Origin of the sequence: Sphingobacterium sp. UBA5996 (assembly GCF_002429765.1) — a bacterium.
Classification (GTDB): Bacteria; Bacteroidota; Bacteroidia; order Sphingobacteriales; family Sphingobacteriaceae; genus Sphingobacterium.
In genome coordinates this window covers 104,922-124,459 of sequence record NZ_DJAS01000029.1, presented here as the reverse complement: position 1 = coordinate 124,459, position 19,538 = coordinate 104,922, and the positions used below count along the sequence as shown (strand labels likewise).

Genomic DNA, 19,538 nt, shown 5'->3' with positions numbered 1-19,538 from the left:
AACGAACAATTATGGATTTATATCTTAAAATATGGCGCCAGAAGGATCGCAATGCCACAGGAAAGTTAGTGACCTACACTTTAAATGACCTTAATCCCCATATGTCATTTTTGGAGATGATGGATACCTTAAATGAGCAGCTCATTACGCAAGGCGATGACCCTATAGAGTTCGATCATGATTGTCGCGAGGGCATCTGTGGTCAGTGTGGATTGATGATCAATGGAATTGCTCATGGACCACTTAAACATACCACCACCTGCCAGCTACATTTACGTTCATTTAACGATAACGATACGATAACTATAGAACCCTTCCGTTCGGCTGCATTTCAGGTAAAAAAAGATCTAAAAGTGGATCGATCAGCATTTGACCGAATTATTTCTTCGGGCGGATTTGTATCCATTAATACTGGGCAAGCTCCAGATGCAACCGTTATTCCTATTGCTCACGAATTAGCGGAATCTGCATTTGACTCTGCTGCCTGTATAGGTTGTGGTGCTTGTGTAGCGACCTGTAAAAATGGTAGTGCTGCTCTTTTTACTGCTGCGAAGATTACGCATATGGCTTTGCTTCCACAGGGTAAAGAAGAGCGTAGCCTGCGGGTTTTAAATATGGTAAGTCAAATGGATATGGAGTCTTTCGGTCAATGCTCAAATACGGAAGCCTGTGAGGTAGAGTGTCCTCAAGGTATATCCGTATTGAATATTGCACGTATGAATTTTGAATATAACAAAGCTTTGATTTTTAAGAAGCGGCAATGATCTTCATGAATGGTATTCTATAAAACTGGCACGATTGTTTCTTCAATCGGACTTTAAGTATAGAATTGACTTCATAAAAAAAAGATGCATAGTTTATTGCATTGTATTATCGACATAGAGATAAAGAATTTAAAATATTTTATGGACGAAAGAAGGGTTTTTTATACTAATTTTGGAAAAAGAAAGTCATTAAAGTTATAGCGATTGATATGAAGTGTAGCAGGTTGTTTGCCTTAATTTTCACATGTAGCGTGATGTTAAGTATGACGTCATGTAAAGATTTTTCAAATAAGGTTTTAGGAAAGGGGGATCTGAAAGATACAATTACAGAGCAGTTAAAGGTTGAGGAAAAGATACCGCATTTGTTGGACAGATGGGATTCTCTTCAAAAAAATCAGATTCTTTTTACGGTTGACAGTCTGCATCCTATTTCCGTAAGACAGCAAAAGCGTGAACTTAAAGATTCCTTGCGTAAAGCTTTTGATAGACACCCTAAACATATTTATTTAACTTTTGATGACGGTCCATTGATTGGTAGTGCTTTTATTGACTCCATTGCGAAGGAGAAAAATATCAAAGTTAGCGTATTCCTTATTGGTAAGCACGCCAATATGAGTAAAGGTAGGAAACGTGATCTTGCGCGATATGAATCAAATCCTCTTGTAGCGTGTTACAATCATAGTTATACACACGCGAATAATCAATATTCTAGATTTTATAATAACCCTCAAAAGGCTTTTGCTGATTTTGAAAAAAATGAAACAGATCTCAACTTGAAGCATAAAATCGTTCGACTTCCAGGAAGGAATATCTGGATCTATGAAAATGTTCGAAAGATCGACCTCAAGAACGGGGCCAGTACGGCGGATTTGCTTCATAAAAATGGATATACGATTTATGGTTGGGATGTGGAGTGGAGACTCAATAGTGTCACTGGAGCACCCATTCAGAGTCAAGAATCGACCTTAAGTCACATTAGGAATTATATGAACAACAAGAGTTCAATGGTACCGAACAATGTCGTTTTCTTGATGCATGATGATATGTTCCAAACGAAAAAGGGACAGCAGGAATTGTCTTTGTTAATTGATGCACTCAAAAGCGAAGGCTACCAATTTGAATTTATGCAAGATTATCCCATTAAGTATTAATTAAGCACGCTGGCATCAAAGGATTACAGCGTGTTTTAATTACCTACCTTTCTATTTGCTCTCCTGGAGTTTTTTTTCTTATCTCTTAATAAGTGCTATTTAATTACTGCGGTATCCTGCAATTTTGGCTATTTTTATTAAATTAATTATAGATGTAATTAGAAGGCATGAAAAGCTGTCTTTTCATTTTATCTGCACTAATATAATTTCGATATTGTAAAGATGTTTTTATTCATGCAATCGATTGTAAAGTTCTATGTTATAGGGCGGTCAAAACAACCTTAAAAAAACTTTTAAAGTCATTTTACGATCTGTGCGAAAAGGTGGCTTACTTATGAAATTTCAAATAGCTTATTTACAAACGTTTGTGTAAAATATGTTAAATAGTGTAAAAATAACACTTGTATTTTATCATAATTTTTGTAAATTCAAAGTGAATATTCAATTATAAACCGCTGTCTTAAGATGCTAAACCGATAAATCTTATCACAGCAAAAAAAATAACTATTATAAATAGAATTTAAACATTAAACAGTTTTTATGATCAACTGCCATTATTTCTCAAATCAATGGAAGAGAGCGTTTTGGACAGGTTCGTTGTGTTCTTTAGTCACATTGAGTCCCCAATTCGTCGACGCTGCAACGTTTGCAAGCTATGGAATTTTCTTTCAACAAGAGTTAAGTGTTACCGGTAAAGTGACCGATGAAGCTGGAATGCCTATTCCAGGAGTGACCATTTCGGTAAGTGGAAGTAACTTAGCGACTAAAACCGACAACGAAGGTAAATACAAATTGGATAAAGTGCCAAGTAGTGGTACCCTCAATTTTCGAATGGTTGGTAAGCTATCTATGGATGAAGCTGTAAAGGGAAGACGTATTGTTGACGTCATTCTACTCAATTCACAATCTAGTTTGGAAGAGGTTATCGTGGTAGGTTACGGAAAGCAAAAAAAGGAGACTGTGACTGGGTCAGTTGCGACGGTTAAAGGGAGTGATCTTGCCAAATCACCAGCATTAAACATCTCAAATGCGTTAACAGGCCGGGTACCTGGTGTCACAGCGACCAATGGGAGTGCTGAACCCGGTTATGATGGATCTAACATCAAGATCCGCGGGACAAATACGTTAGGGAATAGCAGTCCTTTGGTGGTAATTGACGGTGTTCCGGCGCGTGAAGGCGGAATCGAGCGGCTTAATCCCCGTGATATTGAAAATATATCGGTACTTAAAGATGCTTCCGCAGCAATTTATGGGGCCCGTGCAGCTAACGGCGTTATTCTTGTCACTACGAAAAGAGGAAAAACAGGCAAGCCACAATTTTCCTACACTTTTAATCAGGGATATTCCCAACCTACAGTAATCCCCAAATTGACCACTGCTGCTCAATTTGCTGAAATTAGAAATGAACTTGAGATCTATAATCTATCGGTCGACGAATGGTCTGCAGCATATAGCGCAATAACGGATAAAGGGAGTTATATTAAAAAAGATGGTGGAATATTAGATGCACCTTTTAAACCCGAGGATATCCAAAAATACCGCGACGGGTCTGATCCTTGGGGCCATCCAAATACAGATTGGTATAAGTCTACCCTAAAAGATTGGTCGCCGCAACAACGCCACAATCTTCAGATCAATGGCGGTACTGAGGATGTCAAATATTTGATGTCCCTGGGCTATCAAAATCAGGATGCATACTACAAGAACTCCGCCACAGGATATAAACAATATGATTTGCGAATTAATCTCGATGCTAATATAAGTCAATATATAAAAACGCAATTCGGCGTATTAGGGAGACAGGAAAATCGCAATTTTCCAACAAAAACTGCTGGTACAATCTTCAGAATGCTCATGCGCGGAAATCCCACTCAACCTGCAATTTGGCCAAACGGTATGCCAGGGCCAGATATAGAAAACGGTGAAAACCCCGTCGTTATCACTACTAATGCCACAGGATATGATAGGGACAAACGCTATTATTTCCAAACGAATGGACAGGTTGAAATTACTAATCCATGGGTTGATGGTCTGAAGCTAACACTGAATGCATCTGTAGACAAATATGTGAAAAACCAAAAAACGTGGGTGATACCTTGGACATTATATTCGTGGCAAGGTGCATATGAAGCTGATGGGGAAACACCACAACTGGTCCCTGGGCGGCGTGGTCCTGCGGATCCGAATCTGAATCAAAGCAATGAAGATCAATTAAACATCTTGCTTGGTGGTATTTTGAGCTTTGACCGGAAATTTGGAAACCATCAAGTGAATGCCATTGCGGGTATCAATAGAGAAACAATTGATAACGATAAGTTCAGTGCTTATCGCCGCTACTTTCTTTCCAATGCGATTGATTATCTTTTCGCCGGCGGGGAACAGGAAAAAAATAACGACGGTGCGGCATGGAAGCGCGCTCGTCTAAATTATTTTGGTCGGTTTGGTTATAACTATAAAAGTAAATATATCGCCGAACTCTTGTGGCGTTACGACGGTTCTTACATGTTTCCTGAAAAGGAGCGATTCGGGTTCTTCCCTGGGGCAATGGCTGGATGGGTCGTGTCAGAAGAAAATTTCTGGAAGGAAAATGTACCTGTAATTAATTATTTCAAAATCCGTGCTTCGTACGGCCAGATGGGAAATGATAACATCTATTATGATGATAAATTACAAGAATATCAATATTTTTCCACGTATTCTTTTGGAACGTATATCGTAAATGACAAGTTAGCCAAGTCTCTTTACGAAAGTCGTGTACCAAATGAAATGATTACTTGGGAAGTAGCCAATAATTACAATCTCGGATTTGATTTTCAGTTTCTTCAGGGCAAGTTGAACTTGGAATTTGACATCTTCAAAAACCGGCGTAATTCAATTTTATGGCGCAAAAATGCGTCCATACCGCAAAGTACAGGAATGACGCTCCCAGCCGAGAATATCGGTAAGGTCGATAATAAGGGATGGGAGTTTAATCTCGGTTATCATGGTAAAGTCGGGGAACTTGGTTATACTGTAGGTGTTAACGGTGGGTATGCGAAGAATAAAATCATCTTCTGGGATGAGGCACCAGGAGCGCCAGCATGGCAGCAGAGTACAGGAAAGCCAATAAAAACTGATATCTATTATATCTATGATGGCGTATTCAGGGATTTAAATGATATTGCAAACAATCAGTTAGATTATAGCGCCATAACAAAAACTCTGCGTCCTGGTGACATGAAGTATAAAGATTACAACGGTGACGGAAAAATCACACCCGATGATAAAGTTAGACGCGATAAAAATAGTGATCCGACATTTCAAGGCGGTTTCAATTTTAGCCTTACCTATAAAGATTTTGACTTATCGGTATTATTTCAGGGTGCTACAGGCGGAGAGATCCGTGTCGGTACAGATGAGTCTGGATCTATTGGAAATTTTGTGGAGGAATTCTACGAAAACCGCTGGAGTATCAGTAACCCGAGCAGTGTATATCCACGTCTAACAGACCGCGGTAATCAATATTATTCCTATAATAACACGTATTGGATGCGAAGTACAGATTACCTCCGACTTAAGAATGTAGAATTAGGATATAATCTATCCTCTAGTATTTGCAATAAAATTGGTATAGGCTCATTGCGTTTATTTGCGAATGGAATGAACCTCATTACTTGGAGTAAAATCAAAATGTATGATCCGGAAGCTGTGAATGCATTAGGACAATATTATCCGCAAGCAAGATTAATCAATCTGGGCGCGTTGTTATCGTTTTAATCAACCCGAATTTAAAAGAAGAAGAAGATGAAAATGAAAAAGATTACCAATATATCACTCATGCTACTCGTATTATCTGCAACATTACACGCTTGTAATGATGATTTTGTAAGTACAAAGCCACTTAGTGAAGTGCCACAGGAGGTGGTGTGGTCAGACGCGGGCTTATCAGAAGCTTTTGTGATTGAAATTTATAATGGATTTGGAGTAGGTGGATTTTATGAACAGCAAATGGCTTCGATGACAGATGAAGCACTATTCACCCATCCAAACCGGGGAATAAATACAGTTACTGAATCGCGCTCGAATCCTGCCGATCAGGGCTATATTATGGAAACTTATGAATATGGGCGCATGTATACACGCATCCGGGCGACTAATATTGCGATTTCTAATTTAACAGAAGCCAAATTTGATAAAACAAAGGCAGATAAACTTTTAGGGGAGGCCTATTTCTTACGTGCTTATTATTATCAGCAGTTGTTACGTTACTATGGCGGAATACCGATCGATAATAAGATCTATACGCTGAACGATAAAGACTACATGGTTCCTAGAAATACCTATGAGGAATGTGTCGATGCCATAGTTAAAGATCTTGACAACGCGGCTCAGCTTTTGAAAGGGGCATCTCAAGTAAAAGGACGGGCGAGCGAAGCTGCTGTACTGGCATTAAAATCAAGAGTTTTGTTGTATGCCGCTAGTGACCTTCACGATGCAAATAAAGCAAAATCAAAATCTACATTATTAGCAGGATATAAAAACCCAGAATACCTCATGTATACCACAGGTAATCAAACAGATCGTTGGACAAAAGCAAAGGCCGCTGCCAAGGCTGTCATTGATCATAGCGAATTTGCCTATAAACTTGATTTAAATCAGCCTGTTTCGGCTTCCGATGGAGCGATTAATTACATGGCTCTTTCCTTAGGAGGGGGGAGTAAAGCAGTTGACTTTACGGCGGCTAAAGACATTATTTTGGGGCGATTTTTTATCGACGAAAAAGATGAACGCGGTGGTTGGGTAGGTCGCGACAATGGACCGAATGGCTACCACAATTGGGCTGGAAATACGCCAATACAATTGTTGGTAGATGATTACGAGACGATTGCCGGTGAAAAGTTCGATTGGTCAAATCCAACTATGGCAGCCAATCCTTATCAAAATCGTGATCCGCGTTTGAAGGCAACTCTATTGTATGATGGTGCAGACTGGAAACCTCGAACAGCTGATGTTGCCGCCCGGGATAAGGTAAACCAGATTCAGACAGGGCAATATGAGGTTGTTAATGCACAAGGTCAAAAAACCACACATTTTGGTCTCGACACAAGAAAGAGCCCTATTGAAGATTGGAATGGCTCCCGAACGGGCTATTATATCCGTAAATTTACCGATCCAGATCCTACAATGGAAGACCAAAATACAAGACAACGTATTCCATGGCCGATGTTTCGTTATACGGAAGCGGTATTAAACTACGTCGAGGCATGTCTGGAGTTAGGTGAGGAAGGCGAGGCTAAAATATGGATGAATAAAGTTCGGTTTAGAGCTGGAATGCCTGCAATACCTAGTAGTGAGAGTGGAGCGGCGTTAAAAGCACGCTATCGAAACGAACGTCGTGTAGAGTTAGCTTATGAGGAGCATCGCTTCTTTGACGCGAGACGTTGGATGATAGCTGCAGAAACAATCGGCCGCAAGGCAAATATTATCAATATTACTGGAACTCTTAAGGCAGGCAAAAGTGTGACACAATACAAATACGATCCAAGCAGTTACACCTATAAATATGTTGTATCGGATATTGATCCAGGAATTGAAAACCGAAACTGGGATGACAAGATGTATTTTACATCTTTGCATCGGGACGAGATTAATAGAAATACGAAATTAATTCAAAATCCCGGATATTAATTCAGAAAGGCCTTCATTATAAATGGAGGCCTTTTTAACGTTATTTCTTAGGATGATTCATATTGGGTAATAATCCGGTCACAATACCAATCAATGGGAGGTAGGCGCAAATGTTAAATACGTGCTCAATGGAGGTACGGTCTGCTAACCACCCCAATAGAGCAGAACCAATTCCCCCCATTCCAAATGCAAAACCGAAAAATAAGCCAGCGATCATGCCCACTTTCCCCGGGATGAGCTCTGTTGCATAAACTAGGATTGCTGAAAAAGCAGAGGAGATTATAAGGCCAATTGATATTGAAAGGATAATTGTCGCTTCAAGACCTGCATGTGGTAAAAGTAGCGTAAACGGTGCGGCACCGAGAATCGAAACCCAGATAATGAGCTTTCGACCGTAACGATCTCCTAATGGTCCGCCTAATATTGTTCCCGCAGCAACCGAGGCGAGAAATACAAAGAGGTAAATTTGAGATTCCTGAACTGAAACATGAAACTTATTGATCAGATAGAAAGTGAAGTAGCTGGTCATCGAGGCCATGTAAAAATATTTGGAAAAAATCAAAACCAATAGAATCCCCAAGGCAAAAATTATCTTTGATTTTGGTAGTTTCGATGTTGGCTGATTTGCCGGTATAACCTCTGTTTTAGGTTTGAGATGAATTTGATACCACTTCCCAACGTAGGTCAATATCACGACTGCAACGATTGCCAATACGCCGAATAAGCCAATGTAATTTTGACCAAAAGGAATTACAATGAGTGCTACAAGGAGGGGCCCAATGGCACCACCTGCGTTTCCACCAACTTGAAAAATGGATTGTGCAAGACCTTTTTTTCCACCTGAAGCTAAATGTGCTACACGTGAAGCTTCAGGATGGAATATAGAAGATCCCATGCCAATGAGACTTACAGACAATAGTATATACAGGAAGTTTGAAGCAAAAGAAATACAAATTAACCCCATTAATGAGAATAACATGCCAACGGCTAAGGATCTCGGTGTGGGATTTTTATCGGTATACAAGCCAACAAATGGCTGCAAGATAGAAGCCGTCAGTTGAAATACCAATGTTATAATACCAATTTGTGTAAAAGTAAGCGCATAATTCGATTTTAGCATCGGATATACCGCGGGAATGACAGATTGAATTAAATCGTTGAGCAGATGTGATGCACTGATGGCAAATAAGATTGGGTACACAGTGCCGGAACTATTCCAAGAAGCACGTTGGTTTAAGGTTTTAATTTTTAGAGGACTTTTCATCAGGTCATCAGATGTTTGTTGCTAAATTGATAGCGGATTGTTAAATTTGATTTTGAAAATTATTATTAAGTAATTATAGTTGTTTTATAATTCGATTAGCGATGTCGACCGCCCGTTTGACATCCCTATCTTTAATCGCCAGCATTAACTCTTCATGTTGTTTTTGAGATGATAGGAAGGGAGTGGTGTCTTTATATATGGACATAAAGAACTTATTGACATGCACCGATAATGTGGTATACAGTGCTGTTAAAATGCTATTTCCGCAAGATTCTGCAATTGCACTATGAAAAGCTATATCAGCTTCAACACAGGCTATCAGATTATTTAACTCTGCATATTTTAGTCTATTCTTTAGCGCCGAAGCCATATCTTTCAGCCCCTTAGTTGTCCTATTCAGGGCAGATTTTTCAATAATTCTAATCTCCAATACTTGCCTAACTTCAAAGATATCATCAAAATTTCCTTTTTCAATTTTGGCATCCAAGGCGTGATGTCCTATTGAACTCTTCACAAATGTTCCCAACCCCTGTTGTACATTTAGATAGCCAGACTGGCATAAGTATTTAACAGCTTCGCGAATTGTTGATCTACCTACAGCAAATTGCTTCATTAATTCAGGTTCCGTGGGAAGTTTTGACTCTACCGGAAAAGCGCCCATTTTGATTTTTTCTTCAATTGCAGTAGCAACTTCCTCTGCTAGCGATTTCCTTATAATAGCATCATTCTTCATATAATCACATCATCTGATGATTGCAAAGTTAGTAGAATTTGTTTTACAATTAGTTCAGACGTGGAAAAATTTTTGGGACAGGTGAATTGCGCCACTTTTTTCTTAATTTGCATGCATGTCAAATCAAGCGAGTAATTATCAGTTATTTTCTACTGATATTTTGGCACTTTGGAGAAGCCAAAATGTTTCTTATATCAAAGTGGAGGAACTATCTGTTGTTAATGGAGTCACCTTTTTTGAACTTATACCAGATTCGGAACTGTTGGATGAGGGAGGGCTTGACACCCTTTACCCTATAGATTCTGAAGATGTTGAAGATATGATTGTTTTCAACAAGGATATTAAATTTGTCGTTCATGGTATTTACCTGGATGAAGATTAATCAGTTTTTTATTCATGATCGGTCAATATTTTTATTGCCGATCATGAAAAATTAGGTGATCTGATTGTACAAGACCTAGCTCTTCATATTTAATCTTTCTTCCTGAAGATCCAATAAACGAAGGTGCTTCTTAATAATTTCTTCGTCTAGTAAAAGCTCCTCACGATTTTTATTGATAAGCCACATGCGTTGCGTTTCAAGAATGTCAATATATATTTTGCGATATTCTGCATAATTAATGATAATTTCAGAGCTCCGCAATTGATTTTCATACTTATCTAACTGATCCTTTAAGGTCGGAAAATTTTCAATTTTGTCGGCGTAGTCATTTCGAATTTTATCGACAGCAACTTGAGCTAGCCTATTCTGAATTTCATAATCGATTTCCTTCTCGCTTCGGACAAAATCTCTATCTACTAATTTGATTGTTCTTAATATAAAAGGAAGTGTTAATCCTTGAACGACTAAGGTTAAAAGAATGACGACAAATGTGATAAAAAGAATAAGGTTTCTTTGTGGAAAAGGGGTACCATCCGCCAGTGTTAAGGGAATGGACAGAGCTGCCGCCAGAGAAACTACACCACGCATTCCGGTCCAACCAATAATCATTGGAGTTTGCCAACCTGGTGATTGGGCATCGGCGACTGTTATGAAATGTTTCATTACTAAAGTGGTGATTACCGCAGCATATCCAGCGAAAATTCTGACGAGAATAAGGACTATTGTTACGGCTACACCGTAGCCGATCGCGGTAGAAATATTGGTGTCTCCCAATCCCGAAACAATTTCAGGTAAATCTAATCCGATAAGCATAAAGACAATACCATTCAATAAAAAGCAGAAGCTTTCCCATACTGTTACGGTGCGGATTCGGGATGCGCTACTCAAAAAGTCGTGGCTGCGATAGGATAAAAATAATCCGCCACTTACCACTGCCAAAACGCCGGAAGCGTGAAGTTGTTCTGCGATCAAATACATAGAGAAAGGCGCTATGAAAGTTAGCAATAAGTCTGTATTTGAATCGGTGGGCAAAAGTTTGTGCATTTTAAGGAAAACATATGCGATTGCAAGCCCTATTGCTACACCGCCAACGCACATCCAAACAAAGCTTCCGGCAGCTTGGTACCATACAAATTGTCCTGTAGCTGCGGCGATCATTGCGAATCTGAAGATTATTAATGAGGAAGCATCGTTCAATAAACTTTCACCTTCCAGAATGGAAGCCAATCTTTTGGGTACTTTTACGAATTTTAAAATTGCACCAGCACTAACCGCGTCAGGCGGTGAAACTATGCCTCCCAATAAAAATCCAAGTGCTAAGGAGAATCCTGGGATAAAATAGTTAGCAAATACGGCAACCGATAAGGCTGTAAAAAAGACCACAACGAAGGCAAAGCTAAATATAATCCTACGCCATCGCCACAGTTCTTTCCATGACGTTGACCAAGCAGCCTCGTACAAAAGTGGAGGTAAAAAAATAATAAATATTAATTCGGGCTCTATTTTTATAGTAGGAACTCCTGGTATAAAACTAATTACAAGTCCGGCTAATACAAGTAAAACGGGGTAGGCAACCTGAATTTTTCTCGCCAGTAAGATCAGCATCGTGATCAATAGGAGCACAAATAGATAGAATTCAAAATTTTCTAACATATATAAACTTTAGGTATATAAATATAAATCAAATTTCCAAAATTCTTTCAAAAAAGAGGGCTAATCTGCTTATTGAAAATTGGAAGAAATATTTCTTGAAGACTGTCGCATCTTTTCCTATTTTTGTTAGAAACAGAAAAAAGATGGAGAACGAAGTGATCGGTTTGAAACGAGTCGCAACACTATGTATCTTGAGAAATAAAGATAAATTCCTATTATTAAGACGCTTAAAAGAACCCAACAAGGATATGTACGTTCCTGTTGGTGGAAAAATAGACCCCTTTGAAAATCCTGATGTGGCTGTTGAGCGAGAGGTAATCGAAGAAACAGGTATCCATATAACTTCAAAACAGTTTTGTGGTATTTTGACAGAAACTTCTCCAGTTAATTACAATTGGATCAGTTACGTATATGTATCAGACATCGAATTTGTCGATGTACCTTATTGTAATGAAGGAGATTTAGAATGGATTTCAGCAGCGGATTTATCCGCTATTCCGACGCCAATAACCGATCTCTATATCTATGATTATGTGGCAAAGAAAAAGCATTTCGCTCTTAATGCTACCTATGACTCAGCCGTAAACTTGACGGGACTATGGGAGCAGTATAGCAATACTAAGCTTATTTAGGACGCTTTAATTGAATAAGAAAAATGACTATCGATAAAGACGCGATTAAAATCATTGCCTTTGATGCTGATGATACATTATGGGTAAATGAACCCTATTTTCAAAAAGCAGAACATGATTTCTGCGCACTGTTAGAGAACTATCTTCCGCAGCATGCAATTTCGCAGGAACTATTTAAGACGGAAATGAACAACCTGTCGCTTTACGGATATGGCGTAAAAGGTTTTATTCTTTGTATGATAGAAACTGCCAGCCGTATTTCTGCTGGCCAACTGCCTTTGAGCACAGTGAACAAAATTATAGAAATTGGACAATGTTTATTAAAAATGCCGATTGAATTATTGGATGGCATAGAGGATACGTTGGTACAACTTAGTGCACATTACAAATTGATTGTAGCGACAAAGGGCGATCTGTTGGATCAGGAAAGAAAGTTGAAGAATTCGCCTCTTCAAAAATATTTTCATCATGTTGAGATTATGAGTAACAAAAAAAGTGCGGATTATACGAAATTGTTAAGCAAAATTGAATGTCCGTCCAAGAATTTCATGATGATAGGAAATTCAATAAATTCCGATATTCTACCCGTTTTGGAAATTGGCGGACAGGCAATACATATTCCGTATCACGTAACGTGGTCCCATGAACAATCAAGCGATGACATAAAGCCGAGTAGTTTTCTACAGATAGACAGTTTAGATCAATTGCTACCAATCTTGCTTTAGTTAAAGATATAGATCTCGTTAAGCGTTTGTTGTAAAATCACTTTTTTAACTTGAAGGACCCAACTAATATCGCCATTTAATAGTTAAATTTCCGTTTGTAGATTGGTCGTTTTAATAACATTAAAACAATGAAGATACTTCATTGTTATTAGAAAATATTATTAACCGGTCACATGGAAACAGTTAGAAACGTAATCATTTTCCTTTTTTTCTTAATTTTTTTAGGCTGTAAGAGTAATCAGCAAAAAGGAGACGTTGTATATTTCGGCGGAAATATTGTTACGATGGAAGCGGATTTTCCGGAAGTAGAAGCTCTAGTATTAAAGGAAAGTAAAATCATTTTTGTTGGAAGCCAAAAGGAAGCGGATAACTACATAAAAGACAATACAAAGCGGATTGATTTAAAGGGTAAAACCCTACTTCCTGGTTTTATTGATGCTCATGGGCATATCACTTCAAGAGCCGGGATGGAACAAGCAATAGATCTTTCTCCAAGCCCTTATGGAACCGTAAATTCCATACCGGATCTTCAAAAGACATTAAAAATGGTAATAGATCGGATGAAACCCGGATCTGTTGCGCCGATATTGGGAAACGGCTATGACGATGCTATTATGCGTGAACATCGCCATCCTACCCGTCAGGAACTAGATGCGGTTAGCACTACACATCCTATTATTGTCATCCATTCTTCTGGTCATGCGAGTGTTGTTAATAGCGCTATGCTGACCTTGTTAAATATTACAGAAAACGTCAAGGATCCAGAGGGAGGACACTACGGGCGAAGTTCCGATAATCGCTTAAATGGTAAGTTGGAAGAAAATGCCTCCTTTGCGGCATTAATAAAGCTGACAGCTTTGTTGCCTAAGCCCAAAGAGGCTAAAGACGAACTATCTCAATCGCTTAAAGATTTTGTTAAAGCGCAAGACGAGTGGCTTAGTTATGGTCAGACAACGATCTGCGACGGGCGTTCGATGGGAGGGAATATTGAACTCTTAAAAGAAGCCGCTTCAAAAAATCTTCTTAAGGCAGACGTGATCTATTTTCCAGATTTCGAAGCCAACAAGTCAGATTGGAATTCCTTTAAATCTAATTATATGATATACGAAAAGCGTTTGAAATTTGGCGGTTTTAAATTTTCAAACGATGGTTCTCCGCAGGGAAAAACAGCGTGGTTAACAGCACCCTATCTCGTTCCTCCACAAGGCCAGTCGACAGATTATAAAGGCTTTCCAATATTTTCGGACGAAGCTCTATACAATGATCTGAAAACAATATTTTCACACGATATTACGGCGCAACTCCACGTCAATGGTGATGCGGCTATTGATCAGGCGATTCGGGTGATCGAAAAACTGAAAAATGAAGGGGTTTACAAGCCCGAACTCAGAGCGACGTTAATTCACGTGCAAAACAGCAGACCTGATCATATCGCTAAGATAAAAAAAATTGGCGTTATACCGTCTTATTTTTCATCCCATGTATATTTGTGGGGAGACTGGCATTATCAAAGTGTTTTTGGCCCAAAACGTGCCTCTTTTATAAGTCCCGCGCAATCAGCAAAAACTGCTGGAATACTTTTTACTATCCATCATGATAGTCCTGTAACACCACCTGATTTAATGACTGGGGTGTACGCCGCTGTCAACCGTATAACGCGGAGCGGAATGGTATTAGGGCCAGGAGAACGTATTAGCGTATGGGATGCGTTAAAAGCAATTACGATAAATGCGGCGTATCAATACCAAGAGGAAAAAAGTAAAGGGTCTCTGAAGGTAGGGAAGTTAGCCGACCTTGTTATTTTGAATCAGAATCCGTTAACAATAGATCCTCTAAAATTAAGAGATATCATCGTTGTAGAAACGATCAAAGAAGGCAAGTCAGTTTTTAAGCGAGATTTAGAGAACCCTTTTAATTCTCATTAATGTAATCCTCCTAGTGATGCCTTTTCCCTCTTTGGTGGTAGGGCACATGTTTAGCGAGGCTTTGTGCAACCTCATTACTGTTGGAAGATATGGATGAATTAGCATACTGCAACGAAACAATATCTGCAGCATCTATGTCTGGAAGGTTTTTGATTTGATTGTGCCATTTAGGTGGATAGAATAGATTGCTCTTTTCGTGTTGATGGTCTTTCTCCGTATTGATATTTACAAATCGTCTTTTCCAACGGCTGTAAATAAATGCAGCAACACCCGCTGCTGCTGTGATCATTAATCCAATTCGTGTATTCATTGCTCTGATTTTTTTATTAGTTGAACAGTTCCTCAGTTCAAATTGTTCAAAAAACTTTAAATTGATGTTACCAGAGATGACACATCTAGATTGACATGATCTCCTCTTAAACCATACAAATGAGTCAATGTAGGAGGTATACACCTGAAATCGTACAGCAGATTTGCTGGATTTGCTCAATTTTTGTATCATTGGGAAGATCATAACCAATGCAGCAACTTAAGTCTTTTTTATACGCGTATCTCAACCTTTTTCTTCTCCTTTTCATAGGTCATTTTTCGGCTTGGAGCCAGGTCAATACTTATGCGTTTAAAACCTTAACTTCTGACCAAGGCTTGGTTCATAATCACGTCAACTGTGCCATTAGAGATAAGAATAATTACCTGTGGTTTGGTACCGAGTCGGGCTTGAGCCGATTTGATGGGGTACAATTCACAAATTTCCGATATTCTGCCAGTAAGCACACAGGCCTGAGTGGAAATGTGATTTCAGCAATCTTCGAAGGACCGGAAGGCAATGTCTGGATCCGTACCAACAACGGGATGAATGTGTATGATCAGCGCTCAGGCATTATCCGCCAGCACCTGGATTCTATACTCACCAGCTTGAAGCTGCCCGTCAAAGACGTACACACGATAAGGCCGCTTGAAGAGCAGACCTTTGCACTATTGTATAGCGATCGTTCGCTGGTCCTGTACGACGCCCTAACCAAAACGTACCGTACTGTGCCGCAGCTGACCAAAAGCAGCCGAATTGCGGATGTGATAGCGGGGCAAGGGCAAACGATCTGCGTAATCTACGAAAATGGCCTCCTTGGCTATATCGATACAAAGTCGCTGCAAAGTATCAAAACCAGTTTATTGCCGCTCATTAATAAAACGGTAAATTATAATCTATTTGCCGATCAAGAGGGCGTCATATGGATATTCTCAAAGGATATCCCCATTGGGGTATACTGGCTTGACCCGAAAGACGGGGTAATTCGGCATATTCAAAAAGAACTGTCCAACCCCTTTGTAGGCAATATCGTGGAAGACGACAAAGGACTTCTCTGGCTGGGCACAGACCATGGTGGCATCAATGTCTACGATAAGAAAACGAAAAGTGTCGAAATCATCGGCAATGATAAATATGACTTACGGAGTCTGCCTTACAATAGTATAACGTGCTTATATCGGGATAAGTCAGGCATTATATGGACAGGAACCTATAAAGGTGGCATCAGTTATTATCATCCCAACCTGTTGTTATTCTCCTTAATCAAGAACTATCTGGGGCTTCCCAGATCACTTCCCTTTGACGATGTCAATAAGTTTGTACAGGATCGCAGGGGCAATCTCTGGATCGGGACAAACGGTGGGGGATTGCTCTATTATGATATCAGTCAGAAAACATTTAAGCAATATTTGCATGATCCTCGGGATCCCAATAGTTTGAGTTCCAACGTAATTGTTTCCTTATTGCTGGATACAGAAGACAGGCTGTGGATCGGAACTTATCGAGGTGGTATGTGTCGATTCGACGGCAAAAGTTTTAAAGTTTTCCATCGTGACCCGGCACCTGGAAAATTGAACGACGATAGTGTTTGGGAGATCTATGAAGATAGTCAACATCGGTTTTGGATAGGAACCCTAAGTTCCGGCTTGTACCTGTTTGATAGAAAAACAGAACAGTTTTCGAAAACGTATTCTCGGCAGGGCCAAGCCATCAACAGCAATTATATCTCCGTCTTATTTGAGGATTCGAAAAAAAGGCTCTGGATTGGCACAGCTACGGGGTTGGAATTATTGGGTCCCGACGGTAGGATCAGCTATATTAATACCTCCAGTTCGCCTATGAAACTCATGAATGATCTGATTTATGATATCAAGGAGGACAAAACCGGTCGCATCTGGATAGCGACACAAGAGGGGTTGCATGTAATCGACGGGACGAAAATAAGCTGTCTCACACAGCAGGATGGGCTCAGCGACGATGCGATCCTGGCACTATTGGTCGATAACCAAGAGGATATTTGGGCTTCAACAAACAAAGGACTGTCGGCGATCGTCGGCAAGGGGCAGGCCGAGAAATTCATCATTCGCAATTTTACACAGGAATCGGGCCTACAGGGGAATGTATTCAATGAAAATGCGGCTTTAAAAATTAGGGACGGAAGACTTGTCTTTGGTGGACCAAAGGGATTCAATTTTATCGACCCTACAAAAATTAGCAGCGAAAATGAACTGGTCTTGCCCCTTTTGTCCAACCTTTATTTATTTAATAAGCGGGTAGCAGTAGGAGAGGAATTTTCGGGTCGGGTCATTTACGATCAAGCCCTGAATAATCTCAAGGAACTGAGTCTTCCGTACAATCTAAATGCCATTTCGCTGGAATTCTCGACTTTTGATTACCTGCAACAGCATAATGGACTCTACCAATATCAGCTCGCCGGTCTAAGTGATGAATGGTTTGATTTTGAACCGGGGACCATGCGCGCCAATTTCACCAATCTAGACACCCGCAGCTACAGCTTATTTATTCGGCATGCCATCGATACGAATAGCTGGTCGGAGGGTGTACTGCTCTTGAAAATCGATGTACAGCCGCCTTTTTGGCGTTCTACCTGGGCCTTTCTTTTTTATGCCTGTATGATACTAGTCGTCCTATGGGCTTATTTTTATTTGACAAAACTGCGTGTCAAGACGCGTAATCAACTTTACCTTGCCCAGGAGCAGGCAGCCCAGGCAAAGGAGCTGGATGCTTTAAAAACACGTTTCTTTACCAATATAAGCCATGAATTCAGGACTCCGATCAGCTTGATCCTAACTCCAGCACAACAGTTGCTGGAGGAAGAACAGCATCCAGAAAAAAAAGCTGACCTAAATTTGATCAAGAAGAATGCGGACCGCCTCCTCAAACTGGTTGACCAGCTGCTGGACTTTAGGAAATTAGAGAAAAGTGAACTGGAACTGAGCGAGGAATATGGGGATCTCATGGGATTTATCCATGAACAGCTCAATGCCTTTGCCGGAATGGCCCAAAGCAATCAAATCTCCCTACAGGTCAATATTGCCCAAGACACATACCCGGCGTGGTTCGACAAAAACAAACTGGAAAGCATTATTTTCAATCTGATGTCGAATGCGATCAAATTTAGTCCGATATCCGGCATTGTGGCCTTCAATGCCGAAGTAACTGAAGAAGAAGCAGGAAAGGTACTGCTTATTGAAGTTCAAAACCAGGGTACAGCGATTCCAGAAAATCTACAATCCCGTGTTTTTGAACGTTACATACAGCTGGATGTGCCAAATGGAAAACTGAATCAGGGTACGGGCATCGGGCTCTCCATTGTCAAAGACTATGTAGAATTCTTGGGTGGAAATATCAGGCTGAGCAGCAATGGGCAATGGACGATATTTTATGTTCAACTACCTTTAAATAAGGTCGCAGCGAGCACTGACTCTGTCGAAAGCAAAAGGCAGGATAAACCCGCTATTTTATTGGTCGAAGATGATATTGACTTTCTTCATTACCTGGAGCGGACCCTAAGGTCAACCTACGTAATCCACTCTGCAAAAGGTATCAATGAGTCGAAATTGATTTTAAGCAAGCAACAAGTTGATCTTGTCATCACCGATCTCAGCCTGCCCGGGGAGAGTGGGTTGGATTTTTGCCGCTATATAAAAGCCCAGGCTAAGCTGGTCCATATCCCTGTGCTGATTGTAACGGCGATAGTCAATCAGAAAATTGAACTGGAAGCCTTGCAGTCCGGTGCTACAGATTACATCAACAAGCCTTTTAATATTAACCTGCTGCGTTCCAAATTAGCGCAGATACTCCATCAGCAGCAGACGATGGTAAAACGGTATAAAAAACAGATTAATGTCAATCTGGCACAGCCGGATATCGCATCTGCTGATGAACAGTTTATCCGTGCGCTGGTAAAGGAAATTGAACAGGATCTCAGTGACTCTTCGCTTTCTGTCGAACTGCTTGCCAAAAGAATGAACATCACCCGCGTAGGCCTTTATAAAAAGGTGCTTGCCATCACCGGTTATTCGCCGATGGAATACATCCGGCATATCCGGCTCAAACGTGCCATGCATTTAGTTCAGAACTCGAAATTATCGATAGCTGAAATTGCTTATGAAGCGGGATTCGGAAATCCGAAACAGTTCAGCAAATATTTTAAATCTGCATTTGGAAACCTACCGTCTTTTTACCGAAAAAGCCTGTAATTCATAGGTTTGAAGTTTATTGTACCTTCAAATGATCCCTTACATGTTAACAAAGGAGCCCCTAAAAGTTAACAAAATATACCCCTTATACAACCGGTTACATTCTATATTT

Annotated in this window: 13 protein-coding genes; 9 read left to right on the top strand and 4 right to left on the bottom strand. The window is 40.0% G+C overall.

Annotation, left to right across the window (positions count from 1 at the left end):
- Window positions 1-11: 11 nt before the first annotated feature.
- The 4 genes from B3E00_RS20845 (at window position 12) to B3E00_RS20830 (ending at window position 7,582) form a co-directional block, all read left to right on the top strand.
- A complete protein-coding gene (locus tag B3E00_RS20845) occupies window positions 12-764 on the top strand; it encodes a succinate dehydrogenase/fumarate reductase iron-sulfur subunit (protein ID WP_293883217.1) in 753 nt (250 codons plus the stop codon).
- A 263-nt stretch (window positions 765-1,027) separates the two neighbouring features.
- On the top strand, window positions 1,028-1,915 hold the full coding sequence (locus B3E00_RS20840; protein ID WP_293883219.1) for a polysaccharide deacetylase family protein: 888 nt from the start codon (window positions 1,028-1,030) through the stop codon (window positions 1,913-1,915).
- 540 nt (window positions 1,916-2,455) lie between these two features.
- Window positions 2,456-5,671, top strand: coding sequence for a SusC/RagA family TonB-linked outer membrane protein (locus tag B3E00_RS20835; protein WP_293883222.1), 3,216 nt, complete (start codon window positions 2,456-2,458; stop codon window positions 5,669-5,671).
- Between the two features lie 27 nt (window positions 5,672-5,698).
- On the top strand, window positions 5,699-7,582 hold the full coding sequence (locus B3E00_RS20830) for a RagB/SusD family nutrient uptake outer membrane protein (protein ID WP_293883225.1): 1,884 nt from the start codon (window positions 5,699-5,701) through the stop codon (window positions 7,580-7,582).
- Between the two features lie 40 nt (window positions 7,583-7,622).
- Here the strand turns inward: B3E00_RS20830 and B3E00_RS20825 are convergent, their stop codons facing one another.
- The gene (locus tag B3E00_RS20825) at window positions 7,623-8,846 is read right to left on the bottom strand and encodes an MFS transporter (protein ID WP_293883228.1); all 1,224 of its coding nucleotides are present in this window, start codon (window positions 8,844-8,846) and stop codon (window positions 7,623-7,625) included.
- A 73-nt stretch (window positions 8,847-8,919) separates the two neighbouring features.
- On the bottom strand, window positions 8,920-9,579 hold the full coding sequence (locus tag B3E00_RS20820) for a FadR/GntR family transcriptional regulator (protein WP_293883231.1): 660 nt from the start codon (window positions 9,577-9,579) through the stop codon (window positions 8,920-8,922).
- A 115-nt stretch (window positions 9,580-9,694) separates the two neighbouring features.
- Between B3E00_RS20820 and B3E00_RS20815 the strand changes: the two genes are divergently transcribed.
- Complete coding sequence (locus B3E00_RS20815) at window positions 9,695-9,961, top strand: hypothetical protein (protein WP_293883234.1); 267 nt, start codon at window positions 9,695-9,697, stop codon at window positions 9,959-9,961.
- 75 nt (window positions 9,962-10,036) lie between these two features.
- Here the strand turns inward: B3E00_RS20815 and B3E00_RS20810 are convergent, their stop codons facing one another.
- Window positions 10,037-11,614 (bottom strand): Na+/H+ antiporter, encoded by a 1,578-nt coding sequence (locus B3E00_RS20810; RefSeq protein ID WP_293883237.1) that lies wholly within the window; start codon window positions 11,612-11,614, stop codon window positions 10,037-10,039.
- 143 nt (window positions 11,615-11,757) lie between these two features.
- On the opposite strand from B3E00_RS20810, the gene B3E00_RS20805 reads away from it, so the two are divergent.
- From B3E00_RS20805 to B3E00_RS20795, 3 genes are all read left to right on the top strand, one after another.
- Window positions 11,758-12,246, top strand: a complete 489-nt coding sequence (locus B3E00_RS20805; RefSeq protein WP_293883239.1) for an NUDIX hydrolase — start codon at window positions 11,758-11,760, stop codon at window positions 12,244-12,246.
- Between the two features lie 23 nt (window positions 12,247-12,269).
- Entirely contained in the window at window positions 12,270-12,971 is a 702-nt protein-coding gene (locus tag B3E00_RS20800; protein ID WP_293883241.1) for an HAD family hydrolase, read from the top strand.
- A 173-nt stretch (window positions 12,972-13,144) separates the two neighbouring features.
- Window positions 13,145-14,896, top strand: a complete 1,752-nt coding sequence (locus tag B3E00_RS20795) for an amidohydrolase (protein WP_293883244.1) — start codon at window positions 13,145-13,147, stop codon at window positions 14,894-14,896.
- A gap of 10 nt (window positions 14,897-14,906) precedes the next feature.
- Here the strand turns inward: B3E00_RS20795 and B3E00_RS20790 are convergent, their stop codons facing one another.
- Window positions 14,907-15,206 (bottom strand): hypothetical protein, encoded by a 300-nt coding sequence (locus B3E00_RS20790; RefSeq protein ID WP_293883247.1) that lies wholly within the window; start codon window positions 15,204-15,206, stop codon window positions 14,907-14,909.
- Between the two features lie 209 nt (window positions 15,207-15,415).
- On the opposite strand from B3E00_RS20790, the gene B3E00_RS20785 reads away from it, so the two are divergent.
- Window positions 15,416-19,426 carry a hybrid sensor histidine kinase/response regulator transcription factor gene (locus B3E00_RS20785; RefSeq protein ID WP_293939913.1) on the top strand — a complete coding sequence of 1,337 codons (4,011 nt, stop codon included), beginning with the start codon at window positions 15,416-15,418 and terminating at the stop codon, window positions 19,424-19,426.
- Window positions 19,427-19,538: the final 112 nt, after the last annotated feature.

What these genes read in the sequence shown, in the direction of transcription:
- B3E00_RS20845 (WP_293883217.1), top strand. Translation starts at nt 12, where the DNA reads ATGGATTTATATCTTAAAATATGGCGCCAGAAGGATCGCAATGCCACA.
- B3E00_RS20840 (WP_293883219.1), top strand. Translation starts at nt 1,028, where the DNA reads ATGACGTCATGTAAAGATTTTTCAAATAAGGTTTTAGGAAAGGGGGAT.
- B3E00_RS20835 (WP_293883222.1), top strand. Translation starts at nt 2,456, where the DNA reads ATGATCAACTGCCATTATTTCTCAAATCAATGGAAGAGAGCGTTTTGG.
- B3E00_RS20830 (WP_293883225.1), top strand. Translation starts at nt 5,699, where the DNA reads ATGAAAATGAAAAAGATTACCAATATATCACTCATGCTACTCGTATTA.
- B3E00_RS20825 (WP_293883228.1), bottom strand. Translation starts at nt 8,846, where the DNA reads ATGAAAAGTCCTCTAAAAATTAAAACCTTAAACCAACGTGCTTCTTGG.
- B3E00_RS20820 (WP_293883231.1), bottom strand. Translation starts at nt 9,579, where the DNA reads ATGAAGAATGATGCTATTATAAGGAAATCGCTAGCAGAGGAAGTTGCT.
- B3E00_RS20815 (WP_293883234.1), top strand. Translation starts at nt 9,695, where the DNA reads ATGTCAAATCAAGCGAGTAATTATCAGTTATTTTCTACTGATATTTTG.
- B3E00_RS20810 (WP_293883237.1), bottom strand. Translation starts at nt 11,614, where the DNA reads ATGTTAGAAAATTTTGAATTCTATCTATTTGTGCTCCTATTGATCACG.
- B3E00_RS20805 (WP_293883239.1), top strand. Translation starts at nt 11,758, where the DNA reads ATGGAGAACGAAGTGATCGGTTTGAAACGAGTCGCAACACTATGTATC.
- B3E00_RS20800 (WP_293883241.1), top strand. Translation starts at nt 12,270, where the DNA reads ATGACTATCGATAAAGACGCGATTAAAATCATTGCCTTTGATGCTGAT.
- B3E00_RS20795 (WP_293883244.1), top strand. Translation starts at nt 13,145, where the DNA reads ATGGAAACAGTTAGAAACGTAATCATTTTCCTTTTTTTCTTAATTTTT.
- B3E00_RS20790 (WP_293883247.1), bottom strand. Translation starts at nt 15,206, where the DNA reads ATGAATACACGAATTGGATTAATGATCACAGCAGCAGCGGGTGTTGCT.
- B3E00_RS20785 (WP_293939913.1), top strand. Translation starts at nt 15,416, where the DNA reads ATGCAGCAACTTAAGTCTTTTTTATACGCGTATCTCAACCTTTTTCTT.